Annotated in this window: 14 protein-coding genes; 11 read left to right on the top strand and 3 right to left on the bottom strand. The window is 64.1% G+C overall.

The window, feature by feature from the left end; translation table 11 throughout:
- Positions 1 to 10 precede the first annotated feature (10 nt).
- The 9 genes from AC0IYH_RS00835 to AC0IYH_RS00795 all read left to right on the top strand — a co-directional run bounded on the left by AC0IYH_RS00835 (position 11) and on the right by AC0IYH_RS00795 (position 11,051).
- Positions 11 to 985, top strand: coding sequence for an AAA family ATPase (locus AC0IYH_RS00835; RefSeq protein ID WP_122772131.1), 975 nt, complete (start codon positions 11 to 13; stop codon positions 983 to 985).
- The gene (locus AC0IYH_RS00830) at positions 982 to 1,905 is read left to right on the top strand and encodes a DUF58 domain-containing protein (RefSeq protein WP_471832701.1); all 924 of its coding nucleotides are present in this window, start codon (positions 982 to 984) and stop codon (positions 1,903 to 1,905) included. Before AC0IYH_RS00835 ends, AC0IYH_RS00830 begins: the two co-directional genes overlap by 4 nt.
- Entirely contained in the window at positions 1,902 to 2,357 is a 456-nt protein-coding gene (locus AC0IYH_RS00825; RefSeq protein ID WP_471832700.1) for a DUF4381 domain-containing protein, read from the top strand. Before AC0IYH_RS00830 ends, AC0IYH_RS00825 begins: the two co-directional genes overlap by 4 nt.
- Entirely contained in the window at positions 2,344 to 3,336 is a 993-nt protein-coding gene (locus AC0IYH_RS00820) for a vWA domain-containing protein (RefSeq protein WP_471832699.1), read from the top strand. Before AC0IYH_RS00825 ends, AC0IYH_RS00820 begins: the two co-directional genes overlap by 14 nt.
- Positions 3,323 to 4,789, top strand: coding sequence for a vWA domain-containing protein (locus AC0IYH_RS00815; RefSeq protein ID WP_471832698.1), 1,467 nt, complete (start codon positions 3,323 to 3,325; stop codon positions 4,787 to 4,789). The genes AC0IYH_RS00820 and AC0IYH_RS00815 overlap by 14 nt, the downstream gene beginning before the upstream one ends.
- The gene (locus AC0IYH_RS00810; protein WP_471832697.1) at positions 4,786 to 5,832 is read left to right on the top strand and encodes a hypothetical protein; all 1,047 of its coding nucleotides are present in this window, start codon (positions 4,786 to 4,788) and stop codon (positions 5,830 to 5,832) included. The genes AC0IYH_RS00815 and AC0IYH_RS00810 overlap by 4 nt, the downstream gene beginning before the upstream one ends.
- Complete coding sequence (locus tag AC0IYH_RS00805; protein ID WP_471832696.1) at positions 5,829 to 6,830, top strand: HAD family hydrolase; 1,002 nt, start codon at positions 5,829 to 5,831, stop codon at positions 6,828 to 6,830. The genes AC0IYH_RS00810 and AC0IYH_RS00805 overlap by 4 nt, the downstream gene beginning before the upstream one ends.
- A gap of 76 nt (positions 6,831 to 6,906) precedes the next feature.
- The gene (locus tag AC0IYH_RS00800; RefSeq protein ID WP_116627925.1) at positions 6,907 to 8,493 is read left to right on the top strand and encodes an arylsulfatase; all 1,587 of its coding nucleotides are present in this window, start codon (positions 6,907 to 6,909) and stop codon (positions 8,491 to 8,493) included.
- 65 nt (positions 8,494 to 8,558) lie between these two features.
- A complete protein-coding gene (locus AC0IYH_RS00795) occupies positions 8,559 to 11,051 on the top strand; it encodes a spermidine synthase (protein WP_471832695.1) in 2,493 nt (830 codons plus the stop codon).
- A 6-nt stretch (positions 11,052 to 11,057) separates the two neighbouring features.
- Here the strand turns inward: AC0IYH_RS00795 and AC0IYH_RS00790 are convergent, their stop codons facing one another.
- Entirely contained in the window at positions 11,058 to 11,732 is a 675-nt protein-coding gene (locus tag AC0IYH_RS00790) for a DUF3313 domain-containing protein (protein ID WP_116627923.1), read from the bottom strand.
- 172 nt (positions 11,733 to 11,904) lie between these two features.
- Here AC0IYH_RS00790 and AC0IYH_RS00785 point away from each other — a divergent pair, with 172 nt between their 5' ends.
- Positions 11,905 to 14,118: a tetratricopeptide repeat protein gene (locus AC0IYH_RS00785; protein WP_471832694.1), complete on the top strand. Its 2,214-nt coding sequence runs from the start codon at positions 11,905 to 11,907 to the stop codon at positions 14,116 to 14,118.
- A 5-nt stretch (positions 14,119 to 14,123) separates the two neighbouring features.
- Here AC0IYH_RS00785 and AC0IYH_RS00780 read toward each other — a convergent pair whose 3' ends face one another.
- Complete coding sequence (locus AC0IYH_RS00780) at positions 14,124 to 14,618, bottom strand: hypothetical protein (protein ID WP_471832693.1); 495 nt, start codon at positions 14,616 to 14,618, stop codon at positions 14,124 to 14,126.
- A gap of 163 nt (positions 14,619 to 14,781) precedes the next feature.
- Here AC0IYH_RS00780 and AC0IYH_RS00775 point away from each other — a divergent pair, with 163 nt between their 5' ends.
- Complete coding sequence (locus tag AC0IYH_RS00775; protein ID WP_471832692.1) at positions 14,782 to 15,474, top strand: aspartate/glutamate racemase family protein; 693 nt, start codon at positions 14,782 to 14,784, stop codon at positions 15,472 to 15,474.
- Here AC0IYH_RS00775 and AC0IYH_RS00770 read toward each other — a convergent pair.
- Positions 15,471 to 15,983: a GNAT family N-acetyltransferase gene (locus AC0IYH_RS00770; RefSeq protein WP_471832691.1), complete on the bottom strand. Its 513-nt coding sequence runs from the start codon at positions 15,981 to 15,983 to the stop codon at positions 15,471 to 15,473. The two genes, AC0IYH_RS00775 and AC0IYH_RS00770, sit on opposite strands and share 4 nt — an antisense overlap.
- Positions 15,984 to 16,011: the final 28 nt, after the last annotated feature.

Raw genomic sequence — 16,011 nt, 5'->3', positions numbered from 1 at the left:
GACGATTGAGATGACAGCGCTCAACGATTTGAAGGCCTTGCAAGCCAGCATGGCCGAAAGTGTTCTGGGCCAGGACCAGGTAATCCGCCAGATCCTCATCGGCCTCTTGGCCAACGGACACCTGTTGCTCGAAAGCCTGCCCGGCCTGGCCAAGACCCGCACGGTCAAGGCCCTGGCCCGGCACCTGGAGGCGAAGATGAGTCGCATCCAGTTCACCCCCGACCTGCTGCCCTCGGACATCACCGGCGCCGAGGTGCTGCACCAGGTCGACGGCCAGAACCAGATCCGCTTCCAGCCCGGCCCGCTGTTCGGCAACCTGATCCTCGCCGATGAAATCAACCGCGCGCCGGCCAAGGTCCAGGCGGCCTTGCTCGAAGCCATGGAAGAACGCCAGATCACCGTGGCCGGTGCCAGCCACCCACTGCCGCCGCTGTTTATCGTGGTGGCCACGCAAAACCCCATCGAGCAGGAAGGCACCTACCCGCTGCCCGAAGCGCAGATGGACCGTTTTGTGATGAAGGTGCTGCTCGACTACCCCAGCGCCGAGAATGAAGGCCAGGTGCTGCGCCTGCTGCGCGAAGAAGAACAGGCTGCGACCACCCAGGCCGTGCAGGGCTTTACCTTGGCGCAAGAGGTGATCTTCAGCGCGCGCCAGGAAGTCAGCGCGGTCCAGGTCTCGCCCGCCATCGACCGCTACCTGATCGACCTGGTCAACGCCACCCGCCATCCCGGCGACTACGACCCCGACCTTGCGCGCTGGATCAGCCTCGGCGCCAGCCCGCGTGGCGGCATTGGCCTGGACCGTTGCGCACGGGCCGAGGCCTGGTTGCAGGGCCAGGCATTCGTGACCCCGGCCAATGTACAGGCGGTGGCGCACCCGGTACTGCGCCACCGCCTGCAACTGAGCTATGACGCGGTGGCCGATGGCGTCAGCGCCGACCAGGTGCTCGACCGCCTGCTGAGCACAGTGGCGATCCCGGCATGAACGCCGACGGTCTGGTCTACGTCAGCCTGGCGCAGTTGATGGCCTTGCAGTTCCAGACGCGGGACTTGAGCTTTGTCGCGCGTCAGCCCCAGGGCAGCATCCTGGCGGGCAACCATGCGTCACGCCTGCGTGGGCGCGGCTTGAATTTCGATGAGCTGCGTCGTTACCAGCCGGGCGACGACCTGCGCCATCTGGATTGGCGCGCATCGCTGCGCACCGGCAAACCGGTGGTGCGCACCTTTACCGAAGAGCGCGACCGCCCGGCTTTGATTGTGGTGGACCAGCGCATGTCGATGTTTTTCGGCTCGGTGCGCAGCTTCAAATCGGCCGTGGCCGCCGAACTCGGTGCGCTGGCGGCCTGGATGGTGTTCAACGCCGGCGACCGGGTCGGCGGCCTGGTGTTCAACGACACGCGCATCGACAGTGTGGCGCCGTTACGCAGCCGCAAGCGCGTGGAGGCGCTGTGCAGCCGCATCGCCGCGCAGAATGCCGAACTCAAGGCTAGCAATGCCGACGCCCAGGGCGCCAGCCAGTTGGACAAGGTGTTGCAGCAGTGCCTGGCCGTGGCCGGGCATGACCACTTGATTTGCCTGGTCAGTGACTTCGCCGACGCCGGCCCGCGCACCCTGCAATTGCTGCAACAGCTGTCGGCGCATAACGACGTGGTGGCGTTGCAGGTGTATGACCCGCTGGCGCTGAACCTGCCCAGTCGCGGGCAGTTGCTGATTACGCAGGGCCAACTGCAAGTCACGCTGGAGGTGAGCAAGCGCCAGGTGCGTCAACCCTTGGGGGATTTTCTCGGCGGGCGCTTGAAGGACGTGGCCACCCTGCTGCGCCGCAGCCAGGTGCCGTTGTTGATGATCAGCACCGCCCTGCCCGCCGCCGACCAGCTGCGCACGGAACTGGGGAAACGCCGATGACCAACCCCGTGCCCAGCATCGAACAACTCCAGGAATTGGACTTGCCCGCGCCGGTCAGCTACTGGCCGCAAACCTGGGGCTGGGGAGTGCTGCTGGGCTTGGTCGTGGTGAGTTTGCTGATACTGGGCGGCCGTCAATGGCTGCGCTGGCGGCGCGATGCCTATCGGCGTGAAGCCCTGGCGCGCTTGAACAACCTGCAGGATATGCGTGAGTTGCCCGAGCTGCTCAAGCGCGTGGCGCTGTCGATGCCACTGACGACGGAGGAACACCAACGCGTCCCAACCCTGAGCGGCGCCGACTGGCAAGCCTTTCTGCAACGCCACGCCGGTGGCCCGCTGCCCGAGGACCTGAGCCGCCGGCTGGCCGAACTGGCCTACGGCAATCCTTCACCAGATCCGCAACTACTGGCCCAGTGCAAAGCCTGGGTGGAGCAGCACCATGTGGCAGCTTGATTACCCCTGGCTGCTGTTGCTGCCGCTGCCATGGCTGGCCTACCGCTGGCTGCCCGACTACAACGAGGCACGCAGCGCGGTGCGTGTGCCGTTTTTTGCTGGCATGAGCCAGGCGGTGGGCGCGGCGCCGTCTGCCGGTGGCGCGCGGCATAATCGCAGCCAATTGCTGCTCAACCTGCTGGTGTGGGCCTTGCTGGTGTTGGCCATCGCGCGCCCGGTATGGGTGGAAAAACCCATCCAGCGCCAGCAGCCGGTGCGTGACCTGATGCTTGCCATCGATATCTCCCAGTCGATGCAGACCCAGGACTTTACCGACGCCAACGGGCAGAAAATCGACCGCCTGGCCGCCGTCAAACAGGTGGTGCAGGGCTTTATCCAGCAGCGCAAGGATGACCGCATCGGCCTGATCCTGTTCGGCAGCGGCGCCTATCCCCAGGCGCCGCTGACCCTCGACCACGCCAGCCTGGCCCTGCTGCTGGACGACAGCGGCATCGGCATGGCCGGGCCGAATACCGCCATCGGCGATGCGATCGGCCTGGGCCTCAAGCTGTTGGACCAGGCCCACGAGCCGCAGAAAGTGCTGATCCTGCTCACCGACGGCAATGACACCAGCAGTGCAATCACCCCGGACCACGCCGCCGACATGGCCGCCGCCAAGGGCGTAATCATCCACACCATCGCCATTGGCGACCCGCAGGCCAGCGGCGAAGCCAAGGTTAACCTCAGCGCGTTGCAGGGCATTGCCGCGGCCACCGGTGGCCGTTATTTCCGCGCCGAGGACCGCGACAGCCTGAGCCAGGTCTACGCGACCCTGGACCAGATCACCCCGCATCAAGTCAACACCCTGAGCCATCAGCCCAAGCGCGACCTGTTCTGGTGGCCGCTGGCGGCGGCGCTGGCGGTGTTGGCGCTGTATCACCTGATCGGCGCGTGCTGGCCCCATCGCTTCAAGCGGGAGGTCGTCGATGGACTTGACTGACTTCCACTTCCTGCGCCCCGCCTGGCTGTTGCTGGCGGTGTTCGGCGCATTGCTGCCGCTGATCTGGCGGCGCAGCCGTGATTTGCAGCGGCGCCTGCGCGGCAACATCGCGCCGCATTTGTTGCCGCATCTGCTGCTCACGCCCACCGATGCCCATCGCCTGCGCCCGGTGCACCTGGTCAGCGCCGTGTTGATGCTCGGCGCAGTGGCCGCTGCGGGGCCGACCTGGGAGCAGGATCGCCCGGACTTTCTGGAAAACCGCGCGCCGCTGATCATCGCCCTGGACCTGTCGCCGTCGATGGACACCGCCGATGTGCCGCCCACGCGCCTGACGGCCGCCAAGCACACGCTGCACGACCTGATCCAACGCCGCAAAGGCGCACGCACCGCGCTGCTGGTGTATGCCGGCAGTGCGCACCTGGTGTTGCCGCCCACCGACGACCCGGCGCTGCTCGACAGCTTTATCCAGGCGCTGAGTACTGACCTGATCACCCGACCCGGCAAGGACGTTGCCAGCGTGATCGACCAGGCCAAACGCTTGCTCCAGCACTCCCCCGGCACCTTGCTGTTGATCACCGACGGCGCCGACACTGCGCAATTGCCCACGCTCAAGCAGCACCTGGCCGACAGCCCCCTGCAAGTGCTGGTGCTGGCGCTGGGCAGCAGCCCCACGCTCAAGGCATTGGCCTCGACGACCGACGCGCCTTTGGGCAGCCTGACCCTGAATGACGATGACCTGGACTGGATCGAACTCCACGCCCAGGCGCACTTCCAGAATGCCGACGAGCAACAGCGCCTGTTGCAGTGGAAAGACGCCGGTTACTGGCTGTGCTGGCCGCTGCTGCTGTTGGCGCTGCTTTGCGTGCGACGCGGCTGGAGCCTGAACTGGACGGCCATCGTGCTGCTGGGTGTGCTACTGGCGCCGACCCAGGCCGATGCCAACCCGTTTCTCACGCCCGACCAACAAGGCCGCTGGGCCTTTGAACACCACCACTACCCCGAGGCCGCCGCGCGGTTTGTCGACCCGTACTGGAAAGGCATCGCCGCCTACAACGCCGCCGACTACGACCTGGCCCAAGCGACCTTCGCCGCCCTGAACACGCCGCAAGCCGCGTTCTACCTGGGCAATATCCACGTGCGCCGCTTCAAGTTCGATGACGCCATCGCCGCCTATCAACATGCCTTGCAGCTGCAACCGGTGTTCCCCCAGGCCAGTGCCAATCTGGCGTTGGCGATTGCCTTGAAAAAAGACACTGAAAGCGCCGAGAAAAACACTCCCGAGGTCAAGCCCGATGAGGTCAAGTTCGACAAGGCCCCCGGCAAGGGCCAGAGCAAGGCGATCCAGACCGAGCAAGCCAATAACGACGCGCTATGGCTACAGAACCTGACCACCTCGCCGGCGAATTTCCTGCGGCGCAAATTCAGCCTGCAAGACCAGGAGCCACGGCCATGACCCGTTACTGCGGCCTGCTGCTGTTGCTCGCTGGGCCATTGTGGGCCGGCGAGCCGCAACTGCGTGTGCAGGCGCAGTTGTTGCCGGGCAGTGCGGTGGTGGTGGGCGAACAAGTGCAAGTGCAGGTAGATGTGCTGACCAACACCTGGTTCACCTCGGGCGCGACCCTGCCGGAGTTGAAACTCGATGGCGCACGCGTGCAGGCGCCCGGTGGCGAGGCTGAACACACCACCCAAGTGATTGGCGGGCAAACCTTCTACGGCATGCGCTACGCCTATCGCATCACCCCGAGTGTGGCGCAACACTTCACGGTGCCGGCGCTGACCGTCAGCGCCCAACCGGGCCAGGCCACTTCGACCCTGAGCGCCCAGAGTGCGCCGCTGACCTTCGAGGCCACCCAGCCACCGGGCTTTGCCCCAAGCGAGCCGGTGCTGGTCGCCAGCGCCGTGCGCCTGGAGCAAACCCTGACTGGCAGAGACCTTAAAGTCGGCGACAGCATTACCCGCACCCTCACCCTGCAAGCCGACGACACCCCGGGCTTGTCCCTTCCACCGCCGCCGGCGGCGGACATCGACGGCCTGCGCCGCTACCCGCAAGCGCCCACCATCAGCAACCTCGGCGACGGGCGCGGCGGCATCACCGGCGGCCAGCGCATTGACCCACTGGTATACCGCGTGACCCAAAGCGGGCATTACCGCCTGCCGGCCATCAGCGTGAAATGGTGGGACACGCGCAACCATCGTCTGCAAGTGGCGCAGGTGCCGGCGCTGACATTCGACGCCAAGGCAGCCGCCTACACGCCGCCCTTCTCCATCACCGACGATCTCAAGGCCCTCGGCCAGCACACGCGCTGGCAAGTGTCGCGGCACCTGATGGCTTGGGCCGCTGCCGTGGTGCTGCTAGTGCTCGGCGGTTACCTGATCCACACGCTATGGCCGCGCCTGCCGCCGCTGTGGCGAAAACTGTGTACGACATTGCGTTGGGTGTGTCGTCAACTACGCTTGGTTCCACTGAACCCTCGTCGCGAAAAGGATTTCCCATGACGTCATTGCGTTCTGCCCTGCCCCTGCTGTTGTTGCTCAGCCTCCCCGCCCTGGCGGCCGACCCGTTGCCGTCGTGGAACGAAGGCCCGAGCAAAAAGCAGATCATCGAATTCGTCCAGGCCGTGACCGCCGAAGGCTCCAAGGACTACGTAAAACCGGCTGAGCGCATCGCCGTGTTCGACAACGACGGCACCCTGTGGACCGAGCAACCGGCGTATTTCGAAGTGCTGTTTGCCTTCGATGAGGTCAAGCGCCTGGCGCCCCAGCACCCGGACTGGAAAACCACTCAACCGTTCAAGGCCGTGCTCGAAGGCGACCACCAGGCGCTGGCCGCGACGGGCATGGACGGCCTGTTGAGGATCATCGGCGCCACCCACACCGGGGTCAGCACCGAGGCGTTTATCGACAACGCGAAAAACTGGCTGAAACAGGCGCGCCACCCGAAGACCGGCAAGCCCTTCAACCAGATGATCTACCAGCCCATGCTGGAAATGCTCGACTACCTGCGCAGCCAGCAATTCAAGACCTACATCGTCTCCGGCGGTGACACTGCGTTCATGCGCGCCTTCGCCGAAGAGGTCTACGGCGTGCCGCCGGAACAGGTGATCGGCAGCAATTTCGTCACCCAGTTCCAGCTCAACAACGGCCAGCCCCAAGTGCTGCGCACCGCCAAGCTGGCGCATAACGACGATGGCCCGGGCAAGCCGGAAAGCATCGACGCGATCATTGGCCGCCGGCCGATCCTGGCCTTCGGCAACTCCGACGGCGACCTGCAAATGCTGCAGTGGACCGCCGCCGGCAAAGGCAAACGTTTCATGGGCCTGGTGCACCACACCGACGCCAAGCGAGAGTGGGCCTATGACCGCAACTCTCAGGTGGGGCGCCTGGACAAGGCTCTCGACCAGGCCCGAACACAGCACTGGACCGTGGTGGACATGGCGAGCGAATGGCGCCGCATCTACCCGTTCGAGCCGGCTGTGCAACCGCAGGTGCAATAAAACCAGACGTCGCGATGGACTGTAATAAACGTTGGTCGCAGGCAATGCGACTCAAGCCCTAGAAGGAGCAAGTCTTATGACTCGCATACGTAAGTGGCTGCCGAAACTCGCCCTGGTGGCGGCTTCGGTGCTGGGGGCCTCGGCATCCGCCTGGGCCGCCGACAAGCCGAATATCCTGGTGATATTCGGCGATGACATCGGGCAAACCAATATCAGCGCCTATTCCATGGGCGTGGTTGGCTACAAGACCCCGAATATCGACCGGATCGCCAAAGAAGGCATGATGTTCACCGACTACTACGCGGAGAACAGCTGCACCGCCGGGCGCTCGTCCTTTATCACCGGCCAGACGCCGTTGCGCACCGGTCTGTCCAAGGTCGGAGCCCCCGGCGCTACGGTCGGTTTGCAAAAACGTGACATCACCATTGCCCAGGCCTTGAAGTCCCTGGGCTACAGCACCGGACAATTCGGCAAGAACCACTTGGGCGACCGGGACGAATACCTGCCGACCAACCATGGTTTCGACGAGTTCTTCGGCAACCTCTACCACCTCAACGCCGAAGAAGAACCGGAGCGTCCCTACTGGCCCAAGGACGACGCCGAGTTCGTCAAGGCCAACTCGCCACGCGGCGTGATCCACAGCTTTGCCGACGGCAAGATCGAAGACACCGGCGCCTTGACCACCAAGCGCATGGAAACCATCGACGACGAAACCACCGCCGCCGCCCAGGCTTTCATCAAGAAACAAGCCGAAGCCAACAAGCCGTTTTTCGTGTGGATGAACACCACGCGCATGCACCTGTTCACCCACGTGCGTGAGTCAATGAAGGGCCAGAGCGGCATGCCCGGCAACGAGTACGCCGACGGCATGCTGGAGCACGACGCCGACGTCGGCAAACTCCTGCAAACCCTCGACGAGCTGAAAATCGCCGACAACACCATCGTGGTCTACACCACCGACAACGGCCCCAACCAGTTCTCCTGGCCGGACGCGGCGACCACGCCGTTTCGCAACGAGAAGAACTCCAACTGGGAAGGCGCTTATCGCGTGCCGGCGATGATTCGTTGGCCGGGCAAGATCAAGCCGGCGGAAGTCTCCAACGAGATGTTCTCGGGCATGGACTGGTTCCCGACGCTGCTGGCTGCCGCCGGTGATGGAGAGGTCAAGGACAAGTTGCTCAAAGGCTGGGCACCGGTGGCCGGCGGCACCAACTTCAAGGTGCACCTGGACGGCTTCAATCAGCTGCCGTACCTGACGGGGCAGCAACCCAAGGGCGCGCGCGACGAGTTCTACTACTTCAACGATGACGGCGTGCTGGTGTCGGCGCGCTTTGGCAACTGGAAAGCGGTGTACTGCGAGCAGCGCGCACCCGGTGGGTTCAAGGTCTGGAGTGAGCCGTTCGTGTGTTTGCGGATACCCAAGATCTTTAACCTGAGGATGGACCCGTATGAACGCGCCGATGTGGTTTCCGACCAGTATTACGACTGGGGCACCAAGAACGTCTACCTGGTTGCGGTGGCAGTGACCAAGTCGGCGAAGTTCCTGGAAACCTTCGTCGAGTACCCTCCGAGCCAGAAACCGGCCAGCTTCAGCATCGACCAGATCCGCGAAGCGGTGGACAAGAAAATCGAAGCGAAGATGAAAGCCGCACCTGCGGGTTGAAAAAAGTGGGAGGGGGCAAGCCCCCTCCCACACTGATTGAGTATTTTCGAACAAGGCTATCTGCAATGTCTTCACGCACCGCCAGCAAATCCCTTGAAGTGACTGCAACTCCCTCGACTGTGATCCCAGCCCTGCTGCTGTTTATCTCCGGCGGCGCGGCCCTGGTGTATCAGGTGTTGTGGATCAAGCAGCTGTCACTGGTGGTCGGCGTCGAGGTGTATGCGATCACCGCCGGCATCAGCGCATTTTTTGCCGGGTTGGCCTTGGGTGGCTTGCTGTTCGGGCGTTTGGCGGACCGTTTTGCGCGGCCGCTGTTGTTGTATGCAGGTCTGGAATTACTGGTCGGTGTGTTGGGTGTCGGCGCGACGCTGGCTCTCGGCACGGCGGCCGAACCGTTTGCCTGGCTGGAGCAACGCATCGGGCTCTTGGCCTGGGTGTTGCCATTTCTGCTGGTGGGCTTACCCGCCCTGTTGATGGGTGGCACGTTGCCGGTGCTGGTGCGTTCGCTGGCAATCGACGCCAAGGGCTTGAGCCAGGCCGGTGGGCGCTTGTACGCCGCCAACACCGCCGGGGCGATTGCCGGCACCTTGCTTACCGCGTTTGTGCTGATCGCGCAGTTTGGCGTGCGCGGCAGCGCGCTGGTGGCGGCGCTGCTCAACCTGACAGCGGCGCTGGGTGCGTTGTTGTCTGTGCGTCATCAGGCGCCCGTGTCCATCGCACCGGCGCGGCCGATTGAACCAGCACGCCTGGCCCTGGTGCTCTACGCCATCGCCGGTGGCGTCGCGCTGGGTTACGAGGTGGTCTGGTCGCAATCCATCGTGCAATTCATGAGCACGCGCACCTATGCCTTCGCCGTGGTACTGGCCACCTACCTGAGCGGGTTGTTTATTGGCAGTCAGTTGATGTCCCGCAGGGTGGAACGCCTGCGCGATCCCTGGGGGGTGTTCGGCCTGTTGATCGCGGGTGCGGGGTTGGTGGCGCTGATGGAAATCGCCCTGCTCGGCCGCTGGCTGATCCTGCTGCAAACCCAGGCCGAGGCGCTGGTGCTGAGCCTGGGCGGCAGTGAGTTGCCGGGGATGAGTGCGCGTTTCGCCACGGCGGCGTTGTGCATTGTGTTTGTGCCGACGCTGCTGTTGGGCGCTGCGTTCCCGGTGGCGCTGCGCTTGAGTGTCGGCGACCGCCATGTGGGCCGGGATGTGGGCGCGGTAGTGGCGTTCAATACCCTGGGCGGGATTGTCGGCGTGATGCTTTGCGGCTTTGTGCTGATTCCCTGGTTGGGGTTGGTACGCACGCTGGGCCTGCTGGCGGTAATTGCCGGCGCGGTGGGCTATCTGGCCGTGCGCCGTGGCCATGGGGTGAAAAAGGGCCGGCGTCAGGCCGTGGTCGCGTTGGGGCTGGTGTCGCTGGCGGTGGCGCTGCTGACGCCGGTGGACCGCCTCGCCAACCTGTTGCCCGGCGCGCGCAATGGGAGCCTGGCGTTTTACCAGGAGGGTCGCGGTGCAACGGTGGCGGTGGTCACCCAAGGCCAGGGCGCGCGGGCGTTTCAGCGTTTGTATATCCAGGGTGTGTCCAACACGGGCGACGCCATGCCGTCGCTGCGCTACATGCGCATCCAGGCGCTGCTGCCACTGTTGATCCATAACGCCGAGCCCAAATCGGCGCTGGTAATCGGTTTTGGCACTGGCATTACGGCGGGCGCGCTGCTGCGCTATCCCGGCCTGGAGCACCGCGTGGTCTCCGAACTGCTGCCGGCGGTGGTGCACGCCGCGCCGCTGTTCAAGGGCAATTACAACGCGGCAAGTGACCCCGGCATTGACCTGCGCCTGCGCGACGGCCGCCAGGAACTGCTGCGCAACCCGCAAGCCTATGACCTGATCACCCTGGAGCCGCCACCGCCCTCCGCCGCCGGTGTGGTCAACCTGTATTCCCAGGATTTCTACCAGTTGGCAGCCCAGCGTCTGGCCCCCAAGGGCCTGCTGGCGCAGTGGCTGCCGCTGCCGACGCAAAACATCGAGGATTCACGCGCGCTGGTGCGCAGTTTCCTCAATGTGTTCCCGTATGCGTCGCTGTGGACCAGTGAGTTCCACGAGATGCTGCTGGTCGGCTCCCTCGAACCGATTGAGCTGGACGCCGAACGCATCCGCCAGCGCTTCGAACAGCCCGGCGTGCGCAGCGCCCTCGCCGAGGTGGGCATCGACTCGGCCGCCACCCTGCTCGCCACCTGGGTTACCGACCGCCACGGCCTGGAGCGTTTTGCCGCTAACGCGCTGCCCGTCACCGACGACCAACCGCGCATCGAATACGCGCCCTGGGTGCGCAGCAAGGAAATCACCCGCGTGCTGCCGGCACTCCTCGACCTGCGCGTGCCCGCTCCGCTACTCAACGCCGACGCAACTTTCAGCCGCACCCTCGCCGCCGAGCAACAGCGCCTGATGCAGTTCTACCGCGCCAGCCTGCACGCCTACGATGGCGACCGGGACGCATGGGGGCGGGATATTCGCGAGGTACTGCGTGAAGATGCCGCCAACCCGTACTACCGGTGGTTTGGCGGCAATTGAGCGGGCTTACTTGCCTTTGTGCAGCTTGAGGTAGGACTGGTGCAGGTCCGACGCCCAGCCGTCGATCACGCTTTTCACGTCATCGGCCTTCATCACCTGGGAGTCGTTGTCCAGCGGCTTGCCGGTGCCTTTGCGCACCACCTGGGCGAGGACCTTGCCGCTGGCGCCGTCAAGGAACTGCGCCTCGGTGCCGAGGGTGGTTTCCTGATCACGGATGCCGGTGCCGGTACTGACTGCCGCCGCCACCAGCGCAACGGGAATAAATTCGTAGGGCTTGAGGCTTTCGGTCTTGCTGCTGACCGCCGTGATCGCTGCGCGCACCACAATCACGCCAGGGCCGGGGCCGTTGGCCAGCGGCAATGACTTGGCCAGCTCACGCTTGAGCGCCTGGTTGTAGTAGGTGTTGATGCCGTTGAGGGTGCTGTCGGGGATTTTCGCGGTAGCCTGTGGCTTGGGGTAGAACTGGGTCGGTTCGATGTACGCCGCGTGGTAGCGGCTCAGGTCGAGCTTGGGGTCGACCCAGCGCATCACTTCAGCGCCCGACGGCGACTTGGCTTCCTTGAGCTGGCTGTAGTCGGAGAGAAAGCCCGAGTACTCGTCGGGTTGGGTCACCTTGCTGGCACAGCCTGTCATTCCGATTGAAGCGATGCACAATGCGCTGATCATTAGCCTTAGTTTCATCATTGAACTCCCTGGCGGTCATCATCGAAACTCTGAGCTGTAGGTATAGCCAATCCTGACGAAATCGCGCTTTTTTCCGCCGCCCGTTTGACAGGACTGCGGCCAGCGTCAAAGCTGCACGAAGCTTAAGCACGCCGTAGAGCGTCCATGCATCAAGACAGCGGAAGTCGGAATGCCCAAGCCCAAAAAAGCACCTGCAACGCCCCACCGTGATTCATCCCGTCGTTACCTGTACCCCGTGTTGATCGTGCTGCTGCTGGCGGCCATGGCCGGGATCTGGTTTTTCCTCCAGGCCAGTACGCCTCAGTTGCGTGCGCCGGGGCCCGTTGTCGTGGCCAAGTCGGCGGTGAACCCGCCGCCGGCACGCATGGTCGATGAACAGCAGTGCCAGGGCTGCCACCAGGTCCAGGCCAAGGACTGGCAAGGCTCCCACCATCAGTTGGCGATGCAGGCCGCCACGCCGCAGACGGTGCCGGCCGATTTCAACAACGCCTCGTTCAGTGCCGAAGGCGAAACCACGCGGTTCTATCAACGCGGCGATGAGTTCTGGGTCAACACGCCGGGCAGCGACGGCAAGGCGGCTGACTTCAAGGTCGCCTACACCTTTGGCATTGCGCCGTTGCAGCAGTACCTGATCGAGGTGGGCGGCGGTCGCCTGCAAGCGCTCGGTGTGGCCTGGGATACCCAGAAAAACCGCTGGTTTCACCTCTACCCCGGCCAGGGCGTGAACTTCAAGAACCCCCTGCACTGGAGCAAGCCCAGCCAGAACGCCAACTTCATGTGCGTGGAGTGCCACACCACCGGCTACAAGCGCAATTTCGACGCGACAAAAAACACCTTCGACAGCCAGTGGAACAGCCTGGGCGTCGGCTGCCAGGCCTGCCATGGCCCGGCCTCCAACCATGTGGAATGGGCGGCAAAAAAAGGCGACCTGCTGCACGCGGGTTTTGCCGTTGACTTGAAAGACAAGGACGCCACCGTCGAACTGGAAACCTGCGCCCGTTGCCACGCCCGCCGCGCGCCGCTGGGCGATGGCTTTACCGTGGGCAAACGACTGATGGACGATTACCTGCCCAGCGTATTGACCCGCGAGCTGTATGCGCTGGACGGCAAGATCAAGGATGAAGTGTTTGAACACGGCTCTTTTGCCCAAAGCAAAATGGCCGCAAAAGGCGTGCGCTGCAGCAACTGCCACAACCCCCACAGCAATGAACTCAAGGCACCGGGCAATGCGGTCTGCCTGCAATGCCATAACCCATCGGGCAAAACCCCATACACCACGGTGGATGGGCGCGGCTTGCAAGCGAAAAACTACGATTCCATCGACCACACTCGGCTGCCACCCGGCCAGCCGGGCTCGTTCTGCGTCGATTGCCATATGCCCGGCAAGGTCTACATGGGCAACGATTTGCGACATGACCACAGTTTCAGCATCCCGGCCGGTGCCCGCGATGTGCTGCGCGCGCCGAATTACGCTGAAAGCATGGCGGTGATCCGCGGCGGCCAGCCGGGTGCGGCCCAGGCGCTGTATGAGCAGTTGGCGCGCAGCAACCTGCCGGCGATCCAGCGCGCCACCCTACTGGTTGAACTGCCCAACTTCCCCAGCGAGCAGGCGCTGAAACTGGCGACCAAGGACCTGTCCAGCCCCGCTCCGCAAGTGCGCGAAAGCGCGATCCGCGCGGTGAGTGCATTGCTGCCACCGCCGGAACGCGTCGCGCTCTACGGCCCTTTGCTCAAGGACCCGGTGCGCGCCGTGCGCATCCTGGCCGCGCGGGACCTGCTCAGCGTGCCCGGCGAGGGCCCGGCCTGGAACAGCGCCATCGCCGAATATGAACAGGTGCAATCGAGCCTGCTGGAGCGTGCCGAAGCCAACCTCAACCTGGCGATGCTCTACCAGGCCAGCGGGCGTGGCGACAAAGTCGAAGCCCAACTGCGCACGGCGCTGGTGCGCGATCCGGACTTTTTCCCGGCGCTGGTGACCCTCGCCCAGTGGCTGGAAGCCAATGGCCGCGGCGAGGAAGCCCGCCGCCTGATTGCCGAGCAACTGGCGCAGCATCCAGACGCCGCATTGCTGCAACACACTCAAGGGTTGATGCTGATTCGTGCGGGCGATATCGCCAACGCCATGCCACACCTGCGCAACGCCGTGCGCCTGGACCCGGCCAACGCCCAGTACGCGTTTGTGCTGGCGGTGGCGTTGCACGACAGCGGCAAGGTCGAGCAAGCCTGCCAACAACTGGAAGACCTGCTCAAGCGCCAGCCGTACAACCGCAATGCGCGGCTGTCGCTGATCCAGTACTACCTGGAAAATGGCCAGGAGCCCAAGGCCCAGGCGGTGTTGCAGCGTTGGAAGGCCCTCAACCCCGGAGACCCGGCGTTGAAGTAAAACGCCTAGCCGCGTTCGCGCGGGATCAGGCTCTGTAACTGCGAGGCGAGGAAATTGGCGTCGAAGGCAAAGGTGTCCGGGTCTTTGAGGCCATTGGTTTTCTTCCACAGCCAGTCATTCTTGTCCGCCGGCAGCACCAGCGAGACGCTGCCATGGCGCGCGGCGGTCAGGCCGATGACCGACACCGCAATCGAACCGCCAACACCCATCACCTCGGGGACGAATTCGACGGTTTTACCGGTGATCTGCACATTGAGTTTCTCGGTGTTGAACGTCGACGTCTCCACCGGCACGCCGGGGCCGCTGGCCACGTAGGCCTCGCGGTGGACCTCCAGCAAGCCCACGCTCTTGACCGGCTCCAGCCACAGCTCGATCTGCCCGAACAACTCGCCAAGCTTTTGCGCCCAACGGGCCGACTGCAGGTCAAATTGCTGTTTTTTGTGCGCTTCGCTGTCGGCGTAATGACGAAGCATCTCGCCCAGTTGCTGTACATCGTCCATTGCGGAGTTCCTTGGGTGAACCAGGTAACGAAGCCTGATCATGGCAGATGCGGCCGTTCGGCGTATGGCTTAAAACTGCACCGGTGAATTCGCGGGCAACTGCGTATGACTAATCCACGGCCGATGGGTAAGGTGAGGCCACAGTCCTGTTCGGGAGCACCACATGCGTACCATCGGCCTTATCGGCGGCATGAGCTGGGAGTCCAGCGCCGAGTATTACCGCATCATCAACCAGCGCGTGCGCGACCAACTCGGGCCGCTGCGCTCGGCGCAACTGTTGATGTACAGCGTCGACTTCGGCCCGGTGGAACAGGCCCAGCACGCCGGGCGCTGGGATGACACCGCGCTGATCCTCGAAGATGCCGCCAGGCGTCTGGAGGCTGGCGGCGCCGAGTGTGTTGTGCTGTGTACCAACACCATGCACCTGGTAGCACCGCGTATCGAGGCGGCGGTGTCGATTCCGTTTCTGCATATTGCCGATGCCGCCGGTGCCGCAGCCGTGGCAGCCGGCACCCTGACCGTCGGTTTGCTCGGCACGGCGTTCACCATGGAGCAGGACTTTCTCAAGTCGCGCCTGACCGCCCAGGGCCTGACCGTGTTGGTGCCGGACGCAGACGAACGCCAGGCCTTGCACCGGATCATCTATGACGAGTTGTGTGTCGGCGTGATCAGCGACGAATCCCGCCAGGTCTACCAGCGGGTCATCGAATCCCTGGCCGCACGCGGCGCCCAGGCGATCATCCTCGGGTGCACGGAGATCAGCTTGTTGGTCAAACCCGAGCACAGCGACCTGCCGCTGCTGGACACCACCGAGCTGCATGCGCAGGCTGCGGTGGCGTTTGCGCTGGGGGATTAAGCCGATGTGCGCAGGCGCGCCATGCTCAGGGTGTCGACGAACACACCGTCACGCAGGGCGTAATCACGCAAGCGGCCTTCGACCTCGAAGCCGAACTTGCGATACAGGTGGTGCGCAGCTTCGTTGTCGGCGTACACCGTGAGTTCCACCCGGTGCAGGTTCATCCAGTTGTCGGCCACGTCCAGCGCGGCCTTCAGCAGCTTCGAACCGATGCCCTTGCCCTGCCACACCGTGGCCACGCCCATGCCGAACGAACCGACGTGGGCCTGGCGCACACGCAGGTACTGTTCCAGGCCGAGCTGGCCGATCACCTCACCGCCGTGCACGGCCACCAGTTGAAGCCGGCGCTCGTTGTCGGTGACCAACTTGTTGCGCCACGCCTCCACGGACTGATAAGGCATTTGCAGCACCTGACGGCACACGGCCGGGTCGTTGTAGAGCACGGCGACGCCTTCAAGGTGGGCCTCGGTAAAGCGCTGGATCACGATATGCGGTTCAGGTGTGTGCATTGTGCTTCATCCTTTGAAAGACACGTGG

The sequence above is a fragment of the Pseudomonas sp. AC463 genome (assembly GCF_979253585.1).
Note: the sequence above shows the minus strand (reverse complement) of the source record. Positions and strands in the feature narration are given on the sequence as shown.

Coding starts and splice junctions, on each gene's coding strand:
- AC0IYH_RS00835 (WP_122772131.1), top strand. CDS start 11: ATGACAGCGCTCAACGATTTGAAGGCCTTGCAAGCCAGCATGGCCGAA.
- AC0IYH_RS00830 (WP_471832701.1), top strand. CDS start 982: ATGAACGCCGACGGTCTGGTCTACGTCAGCCTGGCGCAGTTGATGGCC.
- AC0IYH_RS00825 (WP_471832700.1), top strand. CDS start 1,902: ATGACCAACCCCGTGCCCAGCATCGAACAACTCCAGGAATTGGACTTG.
- AC0IYH_RS00820 (WP_471832699.1), top strand. CDS start 2,344: ATGTGGCAGCTTGATTACCCCTGGCTGCTGTTGCTGCCGCTGCCATGG.
- AC0IYH_RS00815 (WP_471832698.1), top strand. CDS start 3,323: ATGGACTTGACTGACTTCCACTTCCTGCGCCCCGCCTGGCTGTTGCTG.
- AC0IYH_RS00810 (WP_471832697.1), top strand. CDS start 4,786: ATGACCCGTTACTGCGGCCTGCTGCTGTTGCTCGCTGGGCCATTGTGG.
- AC0IYH_RS00805 (WP_471832696.1), top strand. CDS start 5,829: ATGACGTCATTGCGTTCTGCCCTGCCCCTGCTGTTGTTGCTCAGCCTC.
- AC0IYH_RS00800 (WP_116627925.1), top strand. CDS start 6,907: ATGACTCGCATACGTAAGTGGCTGCCGAAACTCGCCCTGGTGGCGGCT.
- AC0IYH_RS00795 (WP_471832695.1), top strand. CDS start 8,559: ATGTCTTCACGCACCGCCAGCAAATCCCTTGAAGTGACTGCAACTCCC.
- AC0IYH_RS00790 (WP_116627923.1), bottom strand. CDS start 11,732: ATGAAACTAAGGCTAATGATCAGCGCATTGTGCATCGCTTCAATCGGA.
- AC0IYH_RS00785 (WP_471832694.1), top strand. CDS start 11,905: ATGCCCAAGCCCAAAAAAGCACCTGCAACGCCCCACCGTGATTCATCC.
- AC0IYH_RS00780 (WP_471832693.1), bottom strand. CDS start 14,618: ATGGACGATGTACAGCAACTGGGCGAGATGCTTCGTCATTACGCCGAC.
- AC0IYH_RS00775 (WP_471832692.1), top strand. CDS start 14,782: ATGCGTACCATCGGCCTTATCGGCGGCATGAGCTGGGAGTCCAGCGCC.
- AC0IYH_RS00770 (WP_471832691.1), bottom strand. CDS start 15,983: ATGCACACACCTGAACCGCATATCGTGATCCAGCGCTTTACCGAGGCC.